The organism is Caballeronia choica, assembly GCF_001544535.1.
GTDB classification, from domain to species: domain Bacteria; phylum Pseudomonadota; class Gammaproteobacteria; order Burkholderiales; family Burkholderiaceae; genus Caballeronia; species Caballeronia choica.
The window spans coordinates 82,309-104,846 of the sequence record NZ_FCON02000015.1 but is presented as its reverse complement, the minus strand read 5'-3'; the positions used below and the strand labels follow the sequence as shown (position 1 = coordinate 104,846).

Genomic DNA, 22,538 nt, shown 5'->3' with positions numbered 1-22,538 from the left:
GGGGCGCTTCCGTTTTGCGTCGCTGCATCAGCAGCAGAGAAACGAGATTATGAACAACGTTTCGCGATTCGTCAACAGGTTTTTAAACTTTCCTATCGACCCGGGTGCATGCTTACCGCTCCAGATACACCCCTAAGACTTCACTCTTCCCAACCAAATGCAAACGGGTCACGCAAATAGCGCGTGACCCGTCGACACTTGTCTGGTGCCGGCTGCAGGACTCGAACCCGCCACCTCATGATTACAAGTCAAGTGCTCTACCAGATGAGCTAAGCCGGCGAAGCGAGAAATTCTACTTCATTTGATCACTTTGAGGTGCGATCGACCGGCCGATTTTGATGCCTCCTCGTCAGCCGAACCATTGTCTTCCGTCGAAGATGCAGACAAAGCCGCCGAACCGCTTCCTGATTCACCATCGATCTCAGCAATATCCAGTTCCGATGAACGGGGCGCCTCGGGTGTCTCGGAGGCAGACGCAAGCGTCGCCGGCTCGACCGGGAACGCCATGCCCTGCCCGTTCTCTCGCGCATAAATGGCGAGCACATTGGCAACCTGCACCTCAATCTTGTGCGACTTGCCGGAGAAGCGGGCGCTGAACTCGATCCACTCGTTGCCCATCTGCAACTGGCTCGTCGCCTCGAAGCTGATGTTCAACACGATCTCGTCGTTGCGCACGAACTGGCGCGGCACGCGCGTGCCGTTGTCGACCCGGACCGCAATATGCGGTGTAAAGCCGTTATCCGTGCACCACTCGTAGAGCGCGCGCAGGAGATACGGCTTGGTGGAAATCTCTTGCATCAACTGTCCTTTACGGGAGCGCGGCACCCCGAAGTCAGCGCCGCCGCGCCCCAACTCTCGCAAAACCTAACGGCGCATCACCTTTTCCGAAGGCGTCAGCGCTTCGATATAGGCCGGGCGGCTGAAAATCCGTTCGGCATACTTCATCAACGGCGCGGCATTCTTCGACAACTCGATGCCGTAGTGATCCAGGCGCCACAGAAGCGGCGCGATCGCCACATCGAGCATCGAAAACTCTTCGCCGAGCATGTACTTGTTCTTCAGGAAGATCGGGGCGAGCTGCGTCAGGCGATCGCGGATTGCGTTGCGCGCTTTCTCGTGATTCTTCTCGGCCGCCTTGCCCTTTTCGTTTTCGAGCGTGCCGACGTGCACGAACAGTTCCTTTTCGAAGTTCAGCAGGAACAGGCGAGCGCGCGCGCGCTGCACCGGATCGGCCGGCATCAGTTGCGGATGCGGGAAACGCTCGTCGATATATTCGTTGATGATGTTCGACTCGTACAGGATCAAGTCGCGCTCGACCAGAATCGGAACCTGTCCGTACGGGTTCATCACCGCGATGTCTTCCGGCTTGTTGAACAGGTCGACGTCGCGAATTTCGAAATCCATGCCCTTTTCGAACAACACCAGCCGGCAGCGCTGGGAGAACGGGCAAGTAGTGCCGGAGTACAAAACCATCATGTTTTTAAAGTCCCTTCAGAAAACTTGACGGGCCAACGCACGAAAAGCGCCTTCGAAGAGGCGCTTGTCGTCAAGCTGGCCCACACCGTTCGCGGTGTGTTTATTTAATGTCCTTCCAGTATGACGCATTCAGGCGCCACGCGAGAAAGCTCAAAAGCCCCAGGAAAATCAGCACCCAGACACCCAGTTGCTTGCGGGTCTGCTGGGCGGGCTCCGACATCCACGAAAGGTACGAAACCAGATCGGCCATAGCAGAATCATAATCCACTGGCGACATCGACCCCGGCGTAACCTGCGTGTATCCGGTGAAATGTTTCACCTTTTCGCCGGTCTTTTCGTCCGTTTCGGTCTCGAACTTCGCCGTGCGGATGCCCTGCAAGGTCCAGAGCACGTGCGGCATCCCGACATTTTCGTACACGCGGTTGTTCCAGCCCGTCGGCCGCGTTTCATCCCGGTAAAAACTCCGCAAGTAGGTGTAAAGCCAGTCCTTGCCCCGTGCCCGCGCTTCCACTGACAAATCCGGCGGCGATGCCCCGAACCACGCCTTGGCATCCTCCGGACGCATCGCGATCGACATCGTGTTGCCGATCTTGTCCGTGGTGAAAAGGAGGTTCTTCTGGATTTCGTTCTTGTCGATGCCGAGATCGGTCAGCCGGCTGTAGCGCATCAGGTTCGCACTATGGCAATTCAGACAATAATTTACAAACAATTGGGCGCCGTGCTGCAAGGACGCGAAATTGTCCGCGTTGTCGGGCGCGCGGTCGAGCGCGACTTCCTCTTCCGCGTGAGCCGGCGACACGCCGAGCGTGAACATCGCTGCCCCGACCAACGCCAGTGTAGAGAGCCATTTTTTCATCGTGTTGTCTCCGTGCGCAGCGTCAGTGGGATTTGAAGCGCACGCGCTCAGGCGGCTGCTTGAAGCGGCCGCGCGTCGTCCAGAAAGGCATGCCGAGAAAGAACGCAAAGTAGATCAGCGCGCAGATTTGCGCGATGAGCGTCGCGGCAGGCGATGGCGGCCGGGTCCCGAGATAGCCGAGCGTCAGGAATGCGAACACGAAGATGCCGTAGAAGACCTTGTGGAACAGCGGCCGGTAGCGGATCGATTTCACCGGACTGCGGTCGAGCCACGGCAGGAAGAAGAGCGAGACGACCGCCGTCCCCATCACCACCACGCCCCAGAACTTCGACTCCGTGACGGCCATGAACACCACCACCGCGATGGCGAGCACGGGCAAGCCCAGCCGCCACTTGCCGCGCGCGCGCAACAGCGCCAGCACGCCGAGCAGCGCGATCACGATCATCAGCACGATCTTGAACGGATCGGTGGTCGCGCGCAGCATCGCGTAGAACGCGGTGAAGTACCATACCGGCGCGATTTCCGGTGGCGTCTGGAGTGGGTTCGCCGGCACGAAATTGTTCGCTTCGAGGAAATATCCGCCCATTTCTGGCGCGAAGAAGATGATCGCGGAGAAGATGAACAGGAACACGCAAACGCCCATGAAATCGTGGACGGAGTAGTACGGGTGGAACGGGATACCGTCGATCGGAATGCCGTTTGCGTCCTTTTTCGCCTTGATCTCGATGCCGTCCGGATTGTTCGATCCGACTTCATGCAGCGCAACCAGGTGCGCCACAACCAGGCCGATCAGCACAAGCGGAATCGCGATCACGTGAAACGCGAAGAACCGGTTCAGCGTGACATCGGACACCACATAGTCGCCGCGAATCCATAGCGACAGGTCCGGGCCGATGAACGGAATCGCCGAGAAGAGGTTCACGATCACCTGCGCGCCCCAGAACGACATCTGGCCCCACGGCAGCAGATAGCCGAAGAACGCCTCGGCCATCAGGCACAGGAAGATCGCGCAGCCGAAAATCCAGACGAGTTCGCGCGGCTTGCGATACGAGCCGTACATCAGCCCGCGGAACATGTGCAGATACACGACGACGAAGAACATCGACGCGCCCGTGGAATGCATGTAGCGGATGAGCCAGCCCCACGGCACCTCGCGCATGATGTACTCGACCGACGCGAACGCGAGCGTCGCATCGGGCTTGTAGTTCATGACGAGAAAGATGCCGGTGACGATCTGCAGCACCAGCACGAGCAGCGCAAGCGAACCGAAGAAGTACCAGAAGTTGAAATTCTTCGGCGCGTAGTATTCGGAGACGTGCTTCTTCCACGTCGACGTCAGCGGAAAACGACGATCGATCCAGCCGACAAGCCCGGTTGTTTCCACATCTTTTTCTGCGAGCGCCATTAAGCCTCTCCCTTTTCGTCCTTGCCGATCACGAGTTGCGTCGCGGACGTGAACATGTACGGCGGCACGTCCAGGTTCTGCGGCGCTGGCTTGTTCTTGAAGACGCGGCCGGCCAGGTCGTAGGTCGAGCCGTGGCACGGGCACAGGAAGCCGCCCGGCCAGTTATCGGGGAGATTGGGTTGCGGGCCTTCCTGGAAGCGCGGCGTGGGCGTGCAGCCCAGATGCGTGCACACAGCGACCGCCACGAAGATGTTCTTGTGGTCGGCGCGCGAGCGGAACTCGTTGTTGCAGTACTCCGGCAACGGCATCGAGAATTCCATCTTCGACTTGGGATCGGCGACTTCGCCGTCAGCCTTCTTCACGTCGGCCAGTTGCTCGTCGGTGCGATTGATGATCCAGACGGGCTTGCCGCGCCAGGCGACCGTCATCATGTCGCCGGGCTTGAGACTGCTGATGTCGACCTCGACCGGCGCACCCGCCGCCTTGGCCTTTTCCGAAGGAGCAAACGAACTAACAAAGGGTACGACAGTGGCCACGCCTCCAAAGCCACCCGCTACGGTCGTCGCTATCAGCCAGCTACGGCGGCTGCCGTCGACGCGCTTATCTTCCTTGTCTCGCATCACACGCCCCACTTCTGAGTTGGATTTATACCGTCACATCAGTTCTTCCGCCGCTAGTGTGCGCGAATGGAGCCGTCATTTACAAGGCCCGAGTAGCAAAAATCACTCGAAGTCCTTGATGCTTCAGGGTTTCCCCGCACCTTTTCCCGGCTTCTTACGAAGTGTTTATTTACCGCTATTGCGGTGCCGCAATTAATCGCCGCGCCGGGCGTTATTCAAACAGGATTATCGATATCAATAAAGAGATGTTCGATATCGAATCGCTCTGAAAGGTGCGAACCGACCGCCTGCACGCCGAACCGTTCGGTCGCGTGGTGACCTGCCGAGAGGTACGCGACGCCGCTTTCCGCCGCGATGTGCATCGTCTGCTCGGAAACTTCGCCGCTCAGATAGACGTCGGCGCCGGCGGCGATGGCGTCGTCGAAGAAGCCCTGCGCGCCGCCCGTGCACCACGCGACGCGCCGCAGTTCGCGATCCGCGTCGCCGAGCACCAGCGGCTTGCGGCCCAGCGCGTTCTCGACCGATGCCGTGAAATGCTCGAGCGACAGCGGCATCGGCAGTGGCGCGATCCAGCCGAGATCCTGGTCGCCGAAACGACCGTCGGCGATCAGGCCGAGCCGCGCGCCGATCTGCGCGTTGTTGCCGAGTTCGGGATGCGAGTCGAGCGGCAGGTGATAGGCGAAGAGGTTCAGGTCGTTGGCGATCAGCGTGCGCAACCGCTGGTATTTGCGTCCCGTGATCTGCGGCGCCTCGTTCTTCCAGAAATAGCCATGATGCACGAGCACGGTGTCGGCGCCCCATTCGACGGCCGCCTCGAGAAACGCGAGCGAAGCGGTCACCCCGGTCGCGATTTTCTGGACCCGCCGGCTGCCTTCGACCTGCAGTCCGTTCGGGCAATAGTCCCGGAAGCGGCCGATTTCCAGCAGATTGTTCAGATACAATTCGAGTTCGATCCGATCCATGAAATCCTCTATTCCATCAAATGCTTAGACGCTTCTGGCTGTTTTTTGCCCAAGCGGTGACCGTGCTTTTGGCGCTGATGTTCATCGTCGCGACCTTAAAACCGCAGTGGCTTCAACGCCAGGGCCAGTTCGGCAAGCAACTCGCCGAACCGATCGTCGCGTTGCAGGAGGTGGCGCCGAGCATCGGCGCGCGGCCCGCGCAATCGTCGTACGCGGAAGGCGCCCAGAAGGCGATGCCCGCGGTCGTCAACGTGTTCTCCAGCAAGGATGGCACGCTGCCGCCCGACCCGCGCGCGAAAGATCCGCTCTTTCGCTACTTCTTCGGCGACAAGAACAAACGCAAGAGCGATGAACCGCCGGCGTCGAATCTGGGCTCGGGCGTCATCGTCAGCTCGGAAGGTTACATTCTAACGAACCAGCATGTCGTCGATGGGGCGGATCAGATCGAAGTCGCGCTGGCCGACGGCCGCACATCGAGCGCGAAGGTGATCGGCGTCGATCCGGAAACCGACCTCGCCGTGCTCAAGATCAACATGACGAACCTGCCGTCCATCACGCTCGGGCGCATGGACCAGACGCGCGTCGGCGACGTGGTGCTCGCAATCGGCAATCCGTTTGGGGTCGGGCAGACGGTCACGATGGGCATCGTGAGCGCGCTCGGGCGCAACCACCTCGGCATCAATACGTTTGAAAACTTCATCCAGACCGACGCCGCGATCAATCCGGGCAATTCGGGCGGTGCATTGGTCGATGTCAACGGCAACCTGCTCGGCATCAACACGGCGATTTATTCGCGGAGCGGCGGCTCGCTCGGCATCGGCTTCGCGATTCCGGTTTCGACGGCGCGCAGCGTGCTGGAAAGCATCATCACGACGGGCACGGTGACGCGTGGCTGGATCGGCGTCGAGCCGCAGGACGTGACGCCGGAGATCGCGGAATCGTTCGGGCTTGCGCAGAAATCGGGCGCGATCGTCGCGGGGGTGCTGCAGGGCGGACCGGCCGACAAGGCGGGCATCAAGCCGGGCGACATCCTCGTCAGCATCAACGACGACACGATCACCGATACCACGCGCCTGCTCAACGTCGTCGCGCAGATCAAGCCGGGGACGGCGGTGAAGGTCCACGTGATGCGCAAGAACAAGGAACTGGACGTCAACGTGACGATCGGCAAGCGTCCGGCCCAGCCGCGCGCGCCGCAGTTGCCCGAGGACGACCAGGGCGATCAGGGTCAGGGCGACGAGTAAGCGTCGATTCCTGGTGCGCGCTTCAAAAAGCAAGGGCAGCTTCTCGCGAAGCTGCCCTTTTTTTGACCGCTCCTGGCGGGCGAATCCTACTCCGCAGCCGCCTCTTCTTCCTGCTTCTTCACACCATCCTTGCCGACGACGATTCGCGCCGCAATGATCCCGGCCTCATAAAGCACGATCAGCGGAATCGCGAGAATCAATTGCGAGAAAACGTCCGGCGGCGTCACGACAGCTGAAATGACGAAAGCGCCGACGATCACATACGGCCGGATTTCCTTCAGCTTCTTGATCGACACGACGCCCATGCGCGCCAGCAGCACGACCACGATCGGCACCTCGAACGTTACGCCGAACGCGATGAACATCGTGAGCACGAAGCTCAGGTAATTGTCGATGTCAGTGGTCATTTCCGCGCCGAGCGGCGCGTTGTAATGAGCCATCACGCGAAAGATCGTCGGGAAAACGACGAAATACGCGAACGCCATGCCGCACAGGAACAGCGTGTAGCTGCTGCCGACGAGCGGCGCGACCAGCTTCTTCTCATGCTGGTAGAGCCCCGGCGCGACGAACGCCCAGATTTGATACAACACGAACGGCAGCGCGATCACGAACGCAACGAGCATCGTCACCTTCATCGGCACGAAGAACGAGCCGGTGACGTCGGTCACGATCATCTTGCCGTCCTTCGGCAGGTTCTGCATCAGTGGCCGCGCGAGCAGCTTGAAGATGTCGGGCGCCCAATAAACGAGGCCGATGAAAACGACGATGACCGAAATGCCTGCGCGGATGATGCGGTCGCGCAATTCGACCAGATGCGAGATGAACGTCTCTTCGACGGCCTCGTCTTTGTTTTGTTGCGGGTCGCTCACGCCGGCCCTCGGTTGGGGATCATTCAATGGAAGGGATCGCAGACCGGATCAGAAGAACTTCGACGGACGACGCATCGTCGCGGGCGTGTGACGGGCAACGCGCGCCGCCCCCGATTGCACGCGGGTCCGCTGGCCGGTCGTGCGCTTGTACCAGTTCGGCACGGCGCCTTGCTTGACGCGCCAGTTCTTGCGCTTGCCCGAAGACGAACCGCTGCGCCAACTATTGCCGACGGCTGCGGTATCCGCTTCGCCGCTGCCCGCGATGCTGGGCGTGACCGACGTGCCCTGATTCCACGCGTCGTTGAGTTCGGCCTCGTGCTGCTTCAGATTGTCGTGGATCGTGCTCTCGACATTCGACGCCGCCGTCTCGAACTCGGTGCGCATTTTTTTCAGTTCGTCGAGTTCCATCTCGCGCGCGACTTCCGATTTCACGTCGTTGATGTAGCGCTGCGCACGCCCGAACAGGGCGCCGGCCGTGCGCGCAACGCCGGGCAGCCGCTCCGGCCCGAGCACCACCAGCGCGACGACGCCGATCAGCGCCATTTTGGTCAGACCGAGGTCGAGCATGGAGTCGAAAGTTCCTGAGGTCTTGAGTGCCTGTAACGATCAGCGATAGTCGCCGGAGCGCGTCTTGTCCTTCGCTTCGACGTCGACAGCGCCGTTGCGCGGCAGCTCACGCTGGTCCGCCGGCGTTTCGCCTTCGCGCATGCCTTCCTTGAAGCCCTTTACCGCGCCGCCCAGATCACCACCGATGTTGCGCAACTTCTTGGTGCCGAACACGAGTGCCACGATGAGCAACACGATCAGCCAGTGCCAAATGCTTAATGAACCCATGAATGAAAACTCTCCTTGATTCCACCGCGTCCGATCGGTCGTGGCGGCGAATTCCAGCCTTGTGGCCGCGAGCCGAAGCGAAAAAATGCTTCGCTGCGTCAACCTTTATTCCGCGTGGTCAATATTTCGTTGACACGCGCGCTTCGCGTCTTTCTCGCGCGATTCAGCCCATACGACGCCACGGACGAGCACCGGCCAGCAGATGCGCGTGGATGTGATAAACCTCCTGCCCGCCTCCCGGCCCCGTATTGATCACGGTACGAAACCCTGTGTCGCCGCCGGTATAGGCCACGCCGAGTTCGTCGGCGAGACGCCCAACCAGACTTACCATTCTACCAAGCAGCGGCGCATCGCTTTCAGTGCAATGCGAGAGTGTCTCGATATGTTTGCGAGGAATCACCAGCACGTGAACCGGCGCGGCGGGATTGATGTCGTTGAACGCGACGAACTCGTCGTCCTCGTACACTTTCTTGCTCGGAAGCTCTCCCGCGGCGATTTTGCAGAAGATGCAGTTTTCGTGGCTCATGGATTTCCTGGTTTGTCCCGAATTCAGGCGCGTGGCTCAAAACCACGCGCGGGGCTCGATTGGCTTCTCTTCGTACAGATACAGCCAGCCTTTGATCACGCGATACAGCGTCCAGATACCGACCGCAAAAAGAATTGGAAAGCCGATCAGCAGAAAAATCAGCGCTGCCCCGATCAGATGTCCGAGCACGGCCCACCAGAAAGTGCGGATCTGCCACTCGAAATGCGCCTCGTAAGGCGTGCCCACGACGTCGCCGCGCTTCAGGTAATTGATGATGATCGCGATCAGCACCGTAATGCCGCCGGTCACCCAGTACGCGGCGTACAGGCCGTAGAGCACGTGCGTCAGCGTGCGCAGGCCGCGCTGGCGTTCGGCTTCGGCCGAATTCTGATAGGCGGGCGGCGGGTAGGGTTCGTAAGGCTGGTTCATCTTGGGTCCCTCCTGGGTGCCGGCGAAAAGGCTCGTCAGCCGCCGTTTTGTTCGCGCTCGCGCGATTTGCGCAGCGCCTTCTCTTCGATGCCCGACAAGCCTTCGCGCCGTTCGAGCTCGGCGATTACGTCGGCCGGGTTCAGGTCGAAGTGCGACAGCATCACGAGACAGTGAAACCACAAATCGGCGACTTCTCCGACGAGCGCCTTGGGCGCACCGCCATGCCGCGCGTCTTTCGCGGCGAGAACGACTTCCGTCGCCTCTTCGCCGATCTTCTTGAGAATGGCGTCGTCGCCTTTATGAAAGAGTCGCGAAACGTAGGATTGTTCCGGGTCGCCGCCCTTGCGGCCGTCGATGACAGCGGCCAGGCGCAGCAGCGTATCCTGCGTGGAGATTTGCGTCATTTGTAGATGTGTTCGGGGTCTTTCAGGACAGGATCGACGGCGATCCAGTCGCCGTCTTGCACCGATCCCTCGAATTTCTGGAAAAAGCACGAATGCCGGCCGGTGTGGCATGCGATGCCGGACACCTGTTCGACTTTCAGCAGCACGACGTCTTCATCACAGTCGAGCCGCACTTCGTGCACATGCTGAACGTGCCCCGATTCCTCGCCCTTGAACCACAGGCGCTTGCGCGAGCGCGAAAAATAAACGGCGCGCTTCAGCTCCACCGTCTTGGCGAGCGCTTCGCGGTCCATCCACGCGAACATCAGCACGTCGCCGCTGGACGCTTCCTGTGCGATCACCGGCACGAGGCCGTTCGCGTCCCATTTGACCTTGTCGAGCCACTCGTTGTGCGCGCTCATGGCTCAGATCCTCACTGAAATGCCCTGGTCGGCCATGAAGCGCTTGGCTTCGCCGACCGTGTGCTCGCCGTAGTGGAAGATGCTCGCAGCCAGCACGGCGTCCGCGCGGCCTTCGACGATGCCATCCGCCAGATGCTGGAGCGATCCGACGCCGCCCGACGCGATCACCGGCACCGGCACCGCATCCGACACCGCGCGCGTGAGCGCGAGATCGAAGCCGGACTTCGTGCCGTCGCGGTCCATGCTGGTCAGGAGGATTTCGCCCGCGCCGAACTCGGCCATCTTGCGCGCCCATTCCACTGCATCGAGCCCGGTGCCCTTGCGCCCGCCGTGCGTGAACACTTCCCAGCGCGGCGCCTCGCCTTCCGCCGACACGCGCTTCGCGTCGATCGCGACGACGATGCATTGCGAGCCGTGCTTGTCCGACGCGTCACGCACGAGTTGGGGATTCGCGACCGCCGACGAATTCATGCTGATCTTGTCCGCGCCGGCGTTCAGCAGCCGCCGCACGTCTTCGACGGCGCGCACGCCGCCGCCGACCGTCAACGGAATGAACACCTGCGACGCCACCGATTCGATGATCGGCAGAATCAGGTCGCGCTGGTCGGACGTGGCGGTGATGTCGAGGAACGTGAGTTCGTCGGCGCCCTGATCGTCGTAGCGGCGCGCGATCTTAACCGGATCGCCCGCGTCGCGCAATTCGAGAAAGTTGACGCCTTTGACGACCCGGCCGGCGGTCACGTCGAGACAGGGGATGATGCGTTTAGCGAGAGCCATGTTCTTGCAGATACCGTTTGGTGCAGGTGGGGCGCCGTTCAAGCCGAAGCGGGCCAAAGCAGCAGGCCAAAGCACGCCGGCCTTGACCCCGAACGCCGCGGGAATCAGGCGTCGTCGGCTTCGCGCAGCATGTCGGCGCGCGTCTGCGCGGCGGCGAAATCGAGATCGCCCGAATAGATCGCGCGGCCGCAGATCACGCCTTCGATGCCTTCGTCTTCCACCTCGCAAAGCGACGCGATATCGGCGAGATTCGACAGCCCGCCGCTCGCGATCACCGGAATCTTCACCGCCTTCGCGAGTCGCACCGTGGCTTCGATGTTGATGCCCTGGAGCATGCCGTCGCGGCCGATGTCGGTGTAGATGATGGCCTCACAGCCGTAGTCCTCGAACTTGCGGCCGAGATCGATCACTTCGTGGCCCGTCAGCTTGCTCCAGCCGTCGGTCGCGACCTTGCCGTCCTTCGCGTCGAGGCCGACGATGATATGGCCCGCGAACGCCGTGCAGGCGTCCTTGAGAAAGCCGGGGTTCTTCACCGCGGCCGTGCCGATGATCACGTATTCGAGCCCGTCGTCGAGATAGCGCTCGATGGTGTTCAGGTCGCGAATGCCGCCGCCCAATTGCACCGGAATGTCGCTTCCGACCTCCTCGATGATCGCGCGAATCGCATCTTCGTTCTTCGGCTTGCCAGCGAATGCGCCGTTCAGGTCGACGAGATGCAGACGCCGCGCGCCCCGCTCGACCCAGTGCCGGGCCATCGCCGCCGGATCTTCGGAAAAAATGGTCGCCTGGTCCATATCGCCTTGCTTGAGGCGTACGCACTGACCGTCTTTAAGATCGATGGCCGGAATGAGCAACATAGAAATCGCGTGTTATCAGGTGAGGGTTGGTCAAGCGGTTGCCGATTTCAGCCGGAAAGCCTTTTCAGAACCGTTTCGCTAGTGTAGTACAAGTCTCGCAAGGCTCGCCGATGCATTCGGCATACGCCAAAACGTCGGGCTCGCGCGGCAATCACGGATTCCAGTGCACGAAATTCCGGTACAGCCGCAGGCCCGCGTCGGCGCTCTTCTCGGGATGGAATTGGGTCGCGAAGATGTTGTCGCGCGCAACCGCCGACGTGAACGGCGCGCCGTAGACGGTTTCGCCCGACGTGTGCGCCGGATCGGCCGGCACGACGTAGTAACTGTGCACAAAGTAGAAGAATGCGCCGTCGGCGACGCCGTCCCAGAGCGCGTGCCGCTGCGCCTGGCGCACGCGGTTCCAGCCCATCTGCGGCACCTTGAAGCGCGAGCCGTCGTCCTGGAGCTGCCCGTCGAGCTGAAAGCGCACGACCTTGCCGGGCAGCAATCCGAGGCCCTTCGTATCGCCTTCCTCGCTCCAGTCGAACAGCATTTGCTCACCGACGCACACGCCGAGCATCGGCTTCTCGCGCGCGGCTTCCATCACGGCTTCCTGCAGGCCCGACGCGGCGAGGTGCGCCATGCAGTCGCGCATCGCGCCCTGGCCCGGCAACACCACGCGCTCCGCTGCCCGAATCGCCTCGGGCTGCTCGACGATCGCCACGTCGGCTTCCGGCGCAGCCTTCTTCAGCGCCTGATAGACCGAGCGCAGGTTGCCCATTCCGTAATCAACAATCGCTATCGAAGTTTTCATTTCAAGGTAGGCAGCAAGGCCTTCAATCCGTCGACGATGAATTCCACCGCCAAAGCCGACAACATCAAACCCATCAGACGCGTGCCGATATTGATGCCGGTGCGCCCGACCCAGCGCGCAATCGGCTCGGCGAGGTTCAGCGCCCCGAAGCACAGGCCGGCGAGCACCGCGCCGATCACGATCAATCCGATCCGGTCGTACCAGTGATGCGCATTTGCAGAATAGATGATCACCGTGCTGATCGAGCCCGGCCCGGTCAAAAGCGGGATGGCGAGCGGCACGACGGCGACGCTGTTCTTCAATTCCGCCTCGTGACGCTCTTCGGGCGTGGACCGCGTGTTGCCGATCTGCGCGTTCAGCATGTTGATCGCCATCAGCAACATGATGATGCCGCCGCCGACTTCAAGCGAGCCGACCGAAATCCCGAAAAACGCGATAATCTGCTGCCCGAGCAGCGCCGTCACGGCGATCACGCAGAACACCGAAATCGAGGCGATGCGGATCGTGTTGCGCTTTTCGAACTCCGACTGCTGCGCGGTCAGGCTCAGGAAAAACGGGATCGCGCCGACCGGATTGATCAGCGCGAGCAGTGAAATAAACGATTTGAGTAGGTCCATTGCGGGCCGTTGCGACACATTTCAGCGCAGGCGAGAGCCCGGCCCTTTCCAACCCTTCGAGCAGGCTCGACGGGACTTCCTAGAGACTGCCCTTGGTCGACGGAATCTGGCCCGGGGCGCGTTCGTCGAACTCGACGGCCATGCGCAGCGCGCGGCCGAACGCCTTGAACACGGTCTCGACCTGATGGTGCGCGTTGATGCCGCGAAGGTTGTCGATATGCAGCGTCACGCCCGCGTGATTCACGAAACCGCGGAAAAATTCGATGGTGAGGTCGACGTCGAAGGTGCCGATGCGCGCGCGCGTGAACGGCACGTGGAATTCGAGGCCCGGACGGCCCGAAAAATCGATCACGACGCGCGACAGCGCTTCATCCAGCGGCACGTACGAATGGCCGTAACGGCGAATGCCCTTGCGATCGCCGATCGCCTTCGCCACGGCCTGCCCGAGCGTGATGCCGGTGTCTTCGACCGTGTGGTGGTCGTCGATATGGAGGTCGCCATGCGCTTCGACGTCGAGGTCGAAAAGGCCGTGGCGCGCGATCTGGTCGAGCATATGGTCGAGGAAAGGCACGCCGGTGGCGAGCTTCTGCTTGCCGGTGCCGTCCAGATCGAGCTTCACACGGATCTGCGTTTCGCTGGTGTTGCGAACGACTTCCGCAATGCGCATGGTGTTTCCTTGAGACTTTTTAAGAAAATGGGGCAATCAATGCAGCGCAAGCTTGAGAGCGGCGATCATTTTCGCATTCTCTTCAGCCGATCCAACCGTCAAACGCACGCAATTCGCCAGTAATGGGTGCATTTTACTCACGTTTTTGATCAAAACCCGCGACGTCAGCAGGGTTTCGAAGGTCACGGCGGCGTCCGGCACGCGCACGAGAAGAAAGTTGGCCGCGCTCGGGAAAACCGTGGCGCCGGGCAGCGCCGCGACTTCCTTCGCCAGCTTCGACCGTTCGGTTCGAAGCTCGGCGGCCTGGGCGTCGAGGACGTCGAGATGATCGAGCAGGAAATCGGCTGTCGCCTGCGTCAGCACGTTGATGTTATACGGCGGCCGCACCTTGTCGAATTCGGTGATCCACGTCGCCGTGCCCGCCATGTAGCCGAGGCGGATGCCTGCCAGACCGAGCTTCGAGACGGTGCGCATCACCACGACGTTGTCGAACTCCGCTGCGCGCGGCAGCCAGGTCTTTTCGGCGAACGGCTGGTACGCCTCGTCGATCACGACCAGGCTCTTGCCCGCCGCCGCAATCACGCGTTCGATGTCGGCGTCGTCGTAGAGCGTGCCGGTCGGGTTGTTCGGGTACGCGAGATACACCAGCGCGGGCGTGTGCTCTCCGATTGCGGCGACCAGTGCGTCCGCATCGAGCGTGAAATCCGCGTTCAGCGGCACGCCGATGAAGTCGAGCTGCGCAAACGCCGCCGACATCTGGTACATCACGAAGCCCGGCACTGGCGCTACGACCTTCGCGCCCGGCTTCGCGCACGCCATCGACATCATGCTGATCAATTCGTCCGAGCCATTGCCGAGCAGAAGCTCGCACGCGGGCGGAACGTTCAATTCGCGCTTGATCTTGGCGAGCAGGCCGGCCGGACGCGGCGCCGGATAGCGATTCAACGCGACGCCCGCGAGATGTTCGCCGAGTCTGGCGGCGAGATCGGCGGGAAGGCGGTACGGATTCTCCATCGCGTCGAGCTTGATCAGGCCCGTCGCGTCGGGCACGGGGTAGCTCGTCATCGCGAGGACGTCGGGGCGGATGATGTCTTGGGGTGTCGTCATGGTTTTGCCGGCCGCTCTCATCGGTCGTGCGGCGGCTCTGAGGCCGCCTTGGTCATCGTAATATCGTAATGGGCCGTGTGCTGCTTACTGGGCCGTGTTTTTCATCCGGTATTCGGCACTGCGCGCGTGCGCCTGCAGGCCTTCGCCATAGGCGAGTTCCGCCGCGATCTCGCCGAGCGTCTGTGCGCCTTCCGCGCTCACTTCGATCACGCTCGAACGCTTCATGAAATCGTAGACGCCGAGCGGCGACGAAAAGCGTGCCGTGCGCGAGGTCGGCAGGACGTGGTTCGGGCCGGCGCAATAGTCGCCGAGGCTTTCGCTCGTGTAGCGGCCGAGGAAGATCGCGCCGGCGTGGCGGATCTGCGCGGCCCAGTGATGCGGGTCGAGCGCGGAAATTTCGAGGTGTTCCGGCGCGATGTCATTGGCGATCGCGCAGGCTTCGGCCATGTCCTTCACCTTGATCAGCGCGCCGCGATCCTCGAGCGAGCGCTGGATGACGTCGCGGCGCGGCAATGAAGGGAGCAGCTCGACGATCGCATCTTCCACGCGCTGGATGAACGCCGCGTCCGGGCACAGCAGGATCGACTGCGCGAGTTCGTCGTGCTCGGCTTGCGAGAAGAGGTCCATCGCGACCCAGCGCGGATCGGTGGTGGCGTCGCAGATCACGAGAATCTCCGACGGCCCCGCGATCATGTCGATGCCGACGGTGCCGAACACGCGGCGCTTCGCCGACGCCACATACGCGTTGCCCGGGCCGCAGATCTTGTCGACTGCGGGCACGGATTCCGTGCCGTAAGCGAGCGCGCCGACCGCCTGTGCGCCGCCGATCGTAAACACCCGATCCACGCCGCCGAGCAGCGCCGCCGCCAGCACGAGCGGGTTTTTCACGCCGTCGGGCGTCGGCACGACCATCACGATTTCCTTGACGCCCGCGACGCGCGCCGGAATCGCGTTCATCAGCACCGACGACGGATACGCCGCCTTGCCGCCCGGCACGTAGATGCCGGCGCGATCGAGCGGCGTGACCTTCTGGCCGAGGACCGTGCCGTCGGCTTCGGTGTATTGCCAGCTATGGCTGCCGCATTCGATGCGCTGTTTCTCGTGATAGCCGCGCACGCGCGCCGCCGCTGCTTCGAGCGCGGCGCGGCGCTTCGGCTCAAGCCCCTCGAGCGCCGCGTCCATTTCGGCCGCCGGCAGTTCGAGCGCAGCGACGCTCGACGCCTTCAGCCGGTCGAACTTGTTGGTGTATTCGAGCACGGCTTCGTCGCCGCGTGCCTTCACGTCGGCGAGAATCTGCGCGACCGAGCGTTCGATGGCTTCGTCCTCGCCCGCCTCGAACGCGAGCACCGCGCGAAGCGCCGTGTGAAATCCGTTGGCGCCGGAATCGAGTTTGCGAATCTTGATAGACATGCTGTTTTCCGTTTCAGTATCGCGTGCAGCGCGATGCGCCCGCGTTCAGTTGCCGTTCGCCACGGATGCGCGCTCGAACGCGTCGAGGAACGGCTTCAGCGCTTCGCGCTTCAGCTTGAGCGCCGCCTGATTGACGACGAGGCGCGACGAAATCTGCATGATCTCCTCGACCTCCACGAGATTGTTCGCCCGCAGCGTGCCGCCCGAGCTGACGAGGTCGACGATCGCATCCGCGAGGCCGACGAGCGGCGCCAGTTCCATCGAACCGTAGAGCTTGATCAGGTCGACGTGCACGCCCTTCGACGCGAAATGCTCGCGCGCCACTTCCACATACTTCGTCGCGACGCGCAGACGCGCGCCCTGGCGCACCGCGCTCGCGTAGTCGAAGCCGGCCTTCACCGCCACCGACATCCGGCAGCGCGCGATGTTCAGGTCGACCGGCTGGTACAACCCGCCGCCGCCGTGCTCGATCAGCACGTCCTTGCCCGCGACGCCGAAGTCCGCCGCGCCGTATTCGACGTAGGTCGGCACATCGGTGGCGCGCACGATGATCACGCGAAGGTTCGGATTCGTGGTTGGCAGGATCAGTTTGCGCGAGGTTTCCGGGTCCTCGGCGACCTCCACGCCGGCGGTTGCCAAGAGCGGCAGCGTCTCTTCGAAGATGCGCCCTTTCGACAACGCGAGCGTCAGCGGCGCGCTCGCCTCGACCGACGACGAAGTCTGCGGCACCGCGCTCATTGCCCGCTCCCGCTGCCCTTGATGCGGCTCACCTTCGCGCCGACGGCCGTCAGCTTCGCTTCCATGCGGTCGTAACCGCGGTCGAGGTGATAGATGCGGTCGATCAGCGTCTCGCCGTCCGCGCACATCGCCGCGATCACGAGGCTCGCCGACGCGCGCAGGTCGGTCGCCATCACTTTCGCGCCCGACAACTGCTCGACGCCGGAGACCAGCGCGGTATTGCCGTCGATGGTGATGCTCGCGCCGAGGCGGTTCAGCTCCTGGACGTGCATGAAGCGGTTCTCGAAAATCGTCTCGACGACCTGCGATGTGCCCTTTGCCATCGAATTGAGCGCCATGAACTGCGCCTGCATGTCCGTCGGGAATGCGGGATATTCCGACGTGCGGAAGCTCACCGCTTCGGGACGTTTGGCCATCCTGACGCGCATCCAGTTGTCGCCTTCCTCGATCGTCACGCCCGCTTCGCGCAGCTTCGACGTTACCGCGTCGAGCAGCGACGGGCTCACGTGGCGCAACGTCACGTCGCCGCCCGTGGCCGCGACGGCGCACAGGAACGTGCCCGCTTCGATCCGATCCGGCACGACCGAATGGCGCGCGCCATGCAGCTTCTCGACGCCGTGGATCACGAGCCGGTCGGAACCGATTCCGTCGATCTTCGCGCCCATCTTGACGAGCAGATGCGCGAGATCGCTCACTTCCGGCTCGCGCGCCGCGTTTTCGATCACCGTCTCGCCCTCGGCGAGCACCGCCGCCATCAGCAGGTTTTCCGTGCCGGTGACGGTGATCATGTCGGTGATGATGCGCGCGCCCTTCAGGCGCTTCGCCCGCGCTTCGATGAAGCCATGCTCGATGTTGATCTCGGCGCCCATCGCCTGCAGGCCCTTGATGTGCTGGTCGACCGGACGCGCGCCGATCGCACAGCCGCCCGGCAGCGACACCTTCGCCTCGCCGAAGCGCGCGACGAGCGGCCCGAGCACGAGAATCGAGGCGCGCATCGTCTTGACCATTTCATACGGCGCGATGAGGTTCGTGACCTTCGACGCGTTCAGCGTCACGCGTCCGTCGCTGCTCACTTCCGACTGCACGCCCATCTGGCGCAGCAGCTTGAGGATGGTGCGCACGTCCTGAAGGTTCGGAACGTTTTCCAGATGGACGTCGTCGGCGGTGAGGAGGCTCGCGCAGAGAATCGGCAGCGCCGCGTTCTTCGCGCCCGATACGACGATTTCGCCCGAGAGCGTCGTGCCCCCAGTGATGACCAGTTTGTCCATGCTTGCTGTCCTTCTGCCTAGCTTCTCTGCTGCGACGTCGACATCGGCGTCGCGGTTGACTTGAATATTGCGCGCTGGCGTTCCAGCCGCGCAGGTTGTTGGCTTATGCCGGCTTCCATTCCTCGGGCGTCAGCGTCTTCATGCTGAGCGCGTGAATCTCGGCGCGCATGCGGTCGCCGAGCGCCGCGTAGACCATCTGATGCCGCGCGATCAGGCGTTTGCCCTGGAACGCGTCGCTCACGATGGTCGCGAAGAAGTGCTGGCCGTCGCCTTCCACTTCCAGATGCTGGCAGGCCAGGCCGCCAGCGATGTAATTCTTCACTTGTTCCGGGGTCGGCAACATGGGAACCCTCCTTGAATGTTCAGTGACGCAGCTTGTAGCCGCTCGCCAGCAGGCGCACGGCGATCACCGCCAGCACCGCGAAAAAAGCGGCGACGATCCCGAAGCTCGCGAGCGGGCTCACGTCGGACATGCCGAAGAAGCCGTAGCGGAAACCGTCGATCATGTAGAAAAACGGATTCAGGCGCGACACCTCGCGCCAGATGGGCGGCAGCGTATGGGTCGAGTAGAACACGCCCGAAAGGAATGTGAGCGGCATGATCAGGAAATTCTGGAACGCGGCGAGCTGGTCGAACTTCTCGGCCCAGATGCCGGCGATCAGGCCGAGCGTGCCGAGAATCGCCGAACCCAGCACCGCGAACGCAATGATGTAGAGCGGCGCGGAAAAAGTCATCGGGATGAACCATACGGTCACGATGAACACGCCGAATCCCACGCTCAAGCCCCGCACGACCGACGCCAGCACGTACGCAAAATACATCTCCCAGTGCGCGATCGGCGGCAGCAGGACGAACACGAGATTGCCCGTGATCTTCGACTGGATCAGCGACGACGAACTGTTCGCGAACGAATTCTGCAGCACGCTCATCATCACGAGGCCGGGCACGAGAAAGCTCGTGTACGCGACGCCCGGATACACCTGCACGTGGCCGGTCAGCGCATGGCCGAAAATCATCAGATACAGCAGCGCCGTGATCACTGGCGCGAGCACCGTCTGGAAGGCGACCTTCCAGAAACGCAGGATTTCCTTGTAGAACAGCGTTCTGAAACCGCTCATGAAAGTCCCTCGACCACTTCGGGTTCGTTCATGATCTGCACGAAAACATCTTCCAGATCGGCTTTGCGCACGTCGATTTCGTCGAATGCGCAGCCAGCCGCGCGGCATTTCGCGAGAATCGGCTCGACTTCGTCGTAGCTCGAAAGGCGCAGCAAGTGCTGCGTTCCGGAGACCGCGTGCGGATCGACTTCCAGCGAACGCAATTCGGCTGGCAGCACGCCGTGCCTGAAGCGCAACGACAACTGCATGCCGGAGAACCGCTGCAGCAGCGTGTCCGTCCGTTCCAGCGCGACGACTTCGCCACGACGCAGCATCGCGAGGCGGTCGCACAGCGCCTCGGCCTCTTCCAGATAGTGCGTGGTAAGGACGATCGTGTGGCCTTCGCGATTCAGGCGCGAGATGAATTTCCACAGCGTCTGGCGCAATTCGACATCGACGCCGGCGGTCGGCTCGTCGAGCACGATCACGGGCGGCCGGTGCACCAGCGCCTGCGCGACCAGCACGCGCCGCTTCATTCCGCCGGACAGCGCGCGCGTGTTGACGTCGGCCTTCTCGGTCAGGTCGAGGTTGGCCATGACCTCGTCGATCCAGTCGTCGTTGTTGCGCAAGCCGAAGTAGCCCGACTGGATGCGCAGCGATTCGCGAACCGTGAAGAACGGATCGAAGACGAGTTCCTGCGGCACGATGCCGAGCGCCCGGCGCGCGGCGCGGAAATCGGTGACGACATCGTGCCCGCGCACCGAGATCGTGCCGCTGTCGGCGCGCGCGAGGCCCGCGAGAATGCTGATCAAAGTGGTTTTGCCCGCTCCGTTGGGACCGAGCAGGCCGAAGAATTCACCTTCTTCCACCGAGAGACTCACGCCTTTGAGCGCTTGCAGCTCTTTGTAGCGCTTCCTGACGTTTCGGATTTCTATGGCTGACATGACAGTGCGCGCGCTGAAAAGGGCGGCGCCTCGGTTGTGCGGTAACGGCCCGGGTGCGCGCAAAACGCGCTCAAGAAGCGATTCGGATCGGGCCGAAAAAAGGGCCGGTTGCGTGGCCGAAAAAACGTTTGATTATAGGGCAAACCGGCTGACGCCAGCTTTAAGGCGATCCTGCCGGACGCGGCGGGAACGTGTCCCGTACCGCGCCGGTCGCGGCGAGAGCCACAGGATCAATGTCGGAAGGAGAGCAGCGTATCGACGCCGTAGGCCTGCGCGAGACTGGCGAGCCCTGAAGGAAGGTTGACGATCGAAAGCGGACCGCCGCGCGCGGTCGCCGCGCGCTGCCATGCGAGGAGCACGGCAAGCGCGGACGAGTCGAATTGCCTGAGCGGCGCGCAATCGACTTCAGTGGCGCCCGCCGCGATCCGCGACAGGCCTGCTTCGAGCGCGGCGTTCGCGCTTTCGTGCGTGAGCGTCGCGGCGGTTTCGAATCGGCCGGGGGCAAGCCCGGCGGAACTCACGCTGCTCACGATGCCTTGCCGCTCGCGAGTTGCTGGTTACGCTGCGTGAGGAACTGCAGCAGTCCGTCGACACCATGCTGCGAGATCTGCTCGTTGAACTGCTGCTGGTAAGCCTGGATCAGCCACGCGCCGAGCACGTTGATGTCGTAGACCTTCCAGCCTTGCGGCGTCTTGTACAGACGATAGTCGAGCTGGATCGGCGAGCCGTTGTTGATGACGACCGAACGCACCACGACGTCGGTATCTTCCGGCGCGGCGCGGAACGGCTTGTATTGCACCTGCTGGTCGCGCACCTGCGCGAGCGCGCCCGAATACGTGCGAATCAGCAGCATCTTGAACTGCTCGACGATGTCCTTCTGTTGCTGCGGCGTCGCGGTGTTCCAGTTGCGGCCCATGACGAGACGCGTCGTGCGCGTGAAGTCCGTGTACGGGAGGATCTTCTCGTTCACGAGTTCGGTGATGCGCGTGATGTTGCCGGACTGGATCTGCTTGTCGGCCTTGATCTGGTCGAGCACCTGCTGCGTGACCGTCTTGATCATGACATCGGGATTGCTCGTATCGACAGCCTGCGCCGATGCGCCGTTGCAAACCGCGAGGAAGAACGCGAAAAGGGGAAGCAAAAATAGTTTTTTCATCACAGACCCTGCTTGAAAGTGGCTTGGGTTTGAACGTGGCACCGAATCCGAGTTCACGCGCCACGCATGCCAAACCGTCGAAAAACCTGTCAAAAATGTTACCGGACGTTATGCGCCGATGAATCAGCGCAAGCGAATCGATGGAAAGGACGGGATTCGCGGCGGAACCATCTGATTGCTCGGGATTGTGTTGCTGCCCGCCCCACTTGCCGCCGCCGGCGCCTCGGCCGTGCCGGATGCGCCTTGCGCAGCCGACGCCGCCGTCGCCGGCGCCGCGGTGGCCGAAGCCGGCGCCAGCGGAACCGCTGCGGCCGATGCGGCCGCCGGCGCCGCCGCGTTCTCATCGTAATTGGGCAACGGCGCTTCGCCGTAATCCGGCGCCGAGCCTTCGCCGCCGGTAATCAAGTACTGGCGCCGCTGCAAGTATGCATTGCGGACGAACGAATACTTGTCGAGCGCGGCATCGGAAAGAACGTCGCTCGCGCCGAGCAGGTTCGCGCGCACGTCGATCAGGTTCACGCCGTACAGCGCCCAGCTCAGCGAATCCGGCTTCACGTACGTGAGCGGATTGCCGAAATAATCGACGACCGTGCCGCCCGTGTCCCGCACCGTGCTCGGCCCGAGCAACGGCAACACGACGTACGGACCCGCCGGCACGCCATAGTGCCCGAGCGTCAGCCCGAAGTCGGCTTCGTGCTTGGGCAGCTTGGCGATCGTCGCGACGTCGAACAGGCCGCCAACGCCGAACACCGTATTCATCGCGACGCGCACGATGTCCGACACGCCATCGGCGATCTTCAACTGCGCCAGATTGTTCGCCGCGATGTAGACGTCGCCGATGTTCGAGAAGAAGTTCGTTACGCTGTTGCGCACCAGCTCCGGCACCGCCCACACGTAAGCCTTCGCCACCGGCTTCAACGCGAGCTGGTCGATCTTGTCGTTGACCGTGAACATCGTCCGGTTGTAGCTCTCGAACGGATCGCCCTTGGTCGGCGTGGTCACCGTCGCACAGCCGGCGAGCAGCGCCACGCCAACTACGATGGCCGCGCTTCTCACGCGCATCGCCTGCATGTCCTTCTCC

The 22,538-nt window shown here is 62.4% G+C and carries 29 protein-coding genes and 1 tRNA gene; 1 reads left to right on the top strand and 29 read right to left on the bottom strand.

The annotated features are described in order from the left end of the window. Window positions 1–203: 203 nt before the first annotated feature. The 7 genes from AWB68_RS09800 to AWB68_RS09770 all read right to left on the bottom strand — a co-directional run bounded on the left by AWB68_RS09800 (window position 204) and on the right by AWB68_RS09770 (window position 5,319). Window positions 204–279, bottom strand: a tRNA-Thr gene (locus tag AWB68_RS09800). A gap of 18 nt (window positions 280–297) precedes the next feature. Continuing rightward, window positions 298–798: a ClpXP protease specificity-enhancing factor gene (locus AWB68_RS09795; protein WP_087644142.1), complete on the bottom strand. Its 501-nt coding sequence runs from the start codon at window positions 796–798 to the stop codon at window positions 298–300. A 66-nt stretch (window positions 799–864) separates the two neighbouring features. After that, window positions 865–1,476: a glutathione S-transferase N-terminal domain-containing protein gene (locus AWB68_RS09790; protein WP_031362199.1), complete on the bottom strand. Its 612-nt coding sequence runs from the start codon at window positions 1,474–1,476 to the stop codon at window positions 865–867. A 100-nt stretch (window positions 1,477–1,576) separates the two neighbouring features. Next, a complete protein-coding gene (locus tag AWB68_RS09785) occupies window positions 1,577–2,332 on the bottom strand; it encodes a cytochrome c1 (protein WP_087644141.1) in 756 nt (251 codons plus the stop codon). 22 nt (window positions 2,333–2,354) lie between these two features. Continuing rightward, window positions 2,355–3,737, bottom strand: coding sequence for a cytochrome b (locus tag AWB68_RS09780; RefSeq protein ID WP_087644140.1), 1,383 nt, complete (start codon window positions 3,735–3,737; stop codon window positions 2,355–2,357). Next, a complete protein-coding gene (gene petA / locus AWB68_RS09775; protein ID WP_087644139.1) occupies window positions 3,737–4,357 on the bottom strand; it encodes a ubiquinol-cytochrome c reductase iron-sulfur subunit in 621 nt (206 codons plus the stop codon). Before petA ends, AWB68_RS09780 begins: the two co-directional genes overlap by 1 nt. 215 nt (window positions 4,358–4,572) lie before the next feature. Beyond that, window positions 4,573–5,319 carry a Nif3-like dinuclear metal center hexameric protein gene (locus AWB68_RS09770; protein WP_087644138.1) on the bottom strand — a complete coding sequence of 249 codons (747 nt, stop codon included), beginning with the start codon at window positions 5,317–5,319 and terminating at the stop codon, window positions 4,573–4,575. Between the two features lie 20 nt (window positions 5,320–5,339). Here AWB68_RS09770 and AWB68_RS09765 point away from each other — a divergent pair, with 20 nt between their 5' ends. Next, window positions 5,340–6,563, top strand: coding sequence for a S1C family serine protease (locus AWB68_RS09765; protein WP_087644137.1), 1,224 nt, complete (start codon window positions 5,340–5,342; stop codon window positions 6,561–6,563). A gap of 86 nt (window positions 6,564–6,649) precedes the next feature. On the opposite strand, the gene tatC is transcribed toward AWB68_RS09765, so the two are convergent. The 22 genes from tatC to AWB68_RS09655 form a co-directional block, all read right to left on the bottom strand. After that, entirely contained in the window at window positions 6,650–7,432 is a 783-nt protein-coding gene (gene tatC, locus AWB68_RS09760) for a twin-arginine translocase subunit TatC (protein ID WP_087644136.1), read from the bottom strand. 48 nt (window positions 7,433–7,480) lie between these two features. Next, window positions 7,481–7,999 carry a Sec-independent protein translocase protein TatB gene (tatB, locus tag AWB68_RS09755; RefSeq protein WP_087644135.1) on the bottom strand — a complete coding sequence of 173 codons (519 nt, stop codon included), beginning with the start codon at window positions 7,997–7,999 and terminating at the stop codon, window positions 7,481–7,483. A 39-nt stretch (window positions 8,000–8,038) separates the two neighbouring features. After that, window positions 8,039–8,266 carry a Sec-independent protein translocase subunit TatA gene (gene tatA, locus AWB68_RS09750; RefSeq protein WP_087644150.1) on the bottom strand — a complete coding sequence of 76 codons (228 nt, stop codon included), beginning with the start codon at window positions 8,264–8,266 and terminating at the stop codon, window positions 8,039–8,041. A 163-nt stretch (window positions 8,267–8,429) separates the two neighbouring features. Beyond that, complete coding sequence (locus AWB68_RS09745) at window positions 8,430–8,792, bottom strand: histidine triad nucleotide-binding protein (RefSeq protein ID WP_035930913.1); 363 nt, start codon at window positions 8,790–8,792, stop codon at window positions 8,430–8,432. A gap of 36 nt (window positions 8,793–8,828) precedes the next feature. Then, complete coding sequence (locus AWB68_RS09740) at window positions 8,829–9,221, bottom strand: DUF4870 family protein (protein ID WP_087644134.1); 393 nt, start codon at window positions 9,219–9,221, stop codon at window positions 8,829–8,831. Between the two features lie 35 nt (window positions 9,222–9,256). Next, window positions 9,257–9,625 carry a phosphoribosyl-ATP diphosphatase gene (locus AWB68_RS09735; protein WP_087644133.1) on the bottom strand — a complete coding sequence of 123 codons (369 nt, stop codon included), beginning with the start codon at window positions 9,623–9,625 and terminating at the stop codon, window positions 9,257–9,259. Beyond that, complete coding sequence (hisI, locus tag AWB68_RS09730) at window positions 9,622–10,026, bottom strand: phosphoribosyl-AMP cyclohydrolase (protein WP_087644132.1); 405 nt, start codon at window positions 10,024–10,026, stop codon at window positions 9,622–9,624. The genes AWB68_RS09735 and hisI overlap by 4 nt, the downstream gene beginning before the upstream one ends. 3 nt (window positions 10,027–10,029) lie before the next feature. Continuing rightward, window positions 10,030–10,803: an imidazole glycerol phosphate synthase subunit HisF gene (gene hisF, locus AWB68_RS09725; protein ID WP_087644131.1), complete on the bottom strand. Its 774-nt coding sequence runs from the start codon at window positions 10,801–10,803 to the stop codon at window positions 10,030–10,032. A 104-nt stretch (window positions 10,804–10,907) separates the two neighbouring features. Then, window positions 10,908–11,660: a 1-(5-phosphoribosyl)-5-[(5-phosphoribosylamino)methylideneamino]imidazole-4-carboxamide isomerase gene (hisA, locus tag AWB68_RS09720; protein WP_087644130.1), complete on the bottom strand. Its 753-nt coding sequence runs from the start codon at window positions 11,658–11,660 to the stop codon at window positions 10,908–10,910. 151 nt (window positions 11,661–11,811) lie between these two features. Then, the gene (gene hisH / locus AWB68_RS09715) at window positions 11,812–12,453 is read right to left on the bottom strand and encodes an imidazole glycerol phosphate synthase subunit HisH (RefSeq protein WP_087644129.1); all 642 of its coding nucleotides are present in this window, start codon (window positions 12,451–12,453) and stop codon (window positions 11,812–11,814) included. Continuing rightward, window positions 12,450–13,070, bottom strand: coding sequence for a MarC family protein (locus AWB68_RS09710; RefSeq protein ID WP_087644128.1), 621 nt, complete (start codon window positions 13,068–13,070; stop codon window positions 12,450–12,452). Before AWB68_RS09710 ends, hisH begins: the two co-directional genes overlap by 4 nt. Window positions 13,071–13,149: 79 nt before the next feature. Beyond that, on the bottom strand, window positions 13,150–13,737 hold the full coding sequence (hisB, locus tag AWB68_RS09705) for an imidazoleglycerol-phosphate dehydratase HisB (RefSeq protein ID WP_087644127.1): 588 nt from the start codon (window positions 13,735–13,737) through the stop codon (window positions 13,150–13,152). A 36-nt stretch (window positions 13,738–13,773) separates the two neighbouring features. Next, window positions 13,774–14,844, bottom strand: coding sequence for a histidinol-phosphate transaminase (gene hisC, locus AWB68_RS09700; protein ID WP_087644149.1), 1,071 nt, complete (start codon window positions 14,842–14,844; stop codon window positions 13,774–13,776). Between the two features lie 84 nt (window positions 14,845–14,928). Further along, the gene (gene hisD, locus AWB68_RS09695; RefSeq protein ID WP_087644126.1) at window positions 14,929–16,254 is read right to left on the bottom strand and encodes a histidinol dehydrogenase; all 1,326 of its coding nucleotides are present in this window, start codon (window positions 16,252–16,254) and stop codon (window positions 14,929–14,931) included. A 45-nt stretch (window positions 16,255–16,299) separates the two neighbouring features. After that, complete coding sequence (gene hisG / locus AWB68_RS09690; protein WP_087644125.1) at window positions 16,300–16,992, bottom strand: ATP phosphoribosyltransferase; 693 nt, start codon at window positions 16,990–16,992, stop codon at window positions 16,300–16,302. Next, window positions 16,989–18,260 carry a UDP-N-acetylglucosamine 1-carboxyvinyltransferase gene (gene murA / locus AWB68_RS09685; protein ID WP_087644124.1) on the bottom strand — a complete coding sequence of 424 codons (1,272 nt, stop codon included), beginning with the start codon at window positions 18,258–18,260 and terminating at the stop codon, window positions 16,989–16,991. Before murA ends, hisG begins: the two co-directional genes overlap by 4 nt. A gap of 103 nt (window positions 18,261–18,363) precedes the next feature. Further along, on the bottom strand, window positions 18,364–18,603 hold the full coding sequence (locus AWB68_RS09680) for a BolA family protein (protein ID WP_087644123.1): 240 nt from the start codon (window positions 18,601–18,603) through the stop codon (window positions 18,364–18,366). A 19-nt stretch (window positions 18,604–18,622) separates the two neighbouring features. Further along, window positions 18,623–19,378: an ABC transporter permease gene (locus AWB68_RS09675; protein ID WP_087644122.1), complete on the bottom strand. Its 756-nt coding sequence runs from the start codon at window positions 19,376–19,378 to the stop codon at window positions 18,623–18,625. Further along, window positions 19,375–20,301, bottom strand: a complete 927-nt coding sequence (locus tag AWB68_RS09670) for an ABC transporter ATP-binding protein (RefSeq protein WP_087644121.1) — start codon at window positions 20,299–20,301, stop codon at window positions 19,375–19,377. The genes AWB68_RS09675 and AWB68_RS09670 overlap by 4 nt, the downstream gene beginning before the upstream one ends. 230 nt (window positions 20,302–20,531) lie before the next feature. Continuing rightward, window positions 20,532–20,822: an STAS domain-containing protein gene (locus AWB68_RS09665; protein WP_087644148.1), complete on the bottom strand. Its 291-nt coding sequence runs from the start codon at window positions 20,820–20,822 to the stop codon at window positions 20,532–20,534. A 5-nt stretch (window positions 20,823–20,827) separates the two neighbouring features. Continuing rightward, complete coding sequence (locus tag AWB68_RS09660; RefSeq protein WP_087644120.1) at window positions 20,828–21,457, bottom strand: MlaC/ttg2D family ABC transporter substrate-binding protein; 630 nt, start codon at window positions 21,455–21,457, stop codon at window positions 20,828–20,830. A 123-nt stretch (window positions 21,458–21,580) separates the two neighbouring features. Then, complete coding sequence (locus AWB68_RS09655) at window positions 21,581–22,528, bottom strand: MlaA family lipoprotein (RefSeq protein WP_087644119.1); 948 nt, start codon at window positions 22,526–22,528, stop codon at window positions 21,581–21,583. Window positions 22,529–22,538 lie beyond the last annotated feature (10 nt).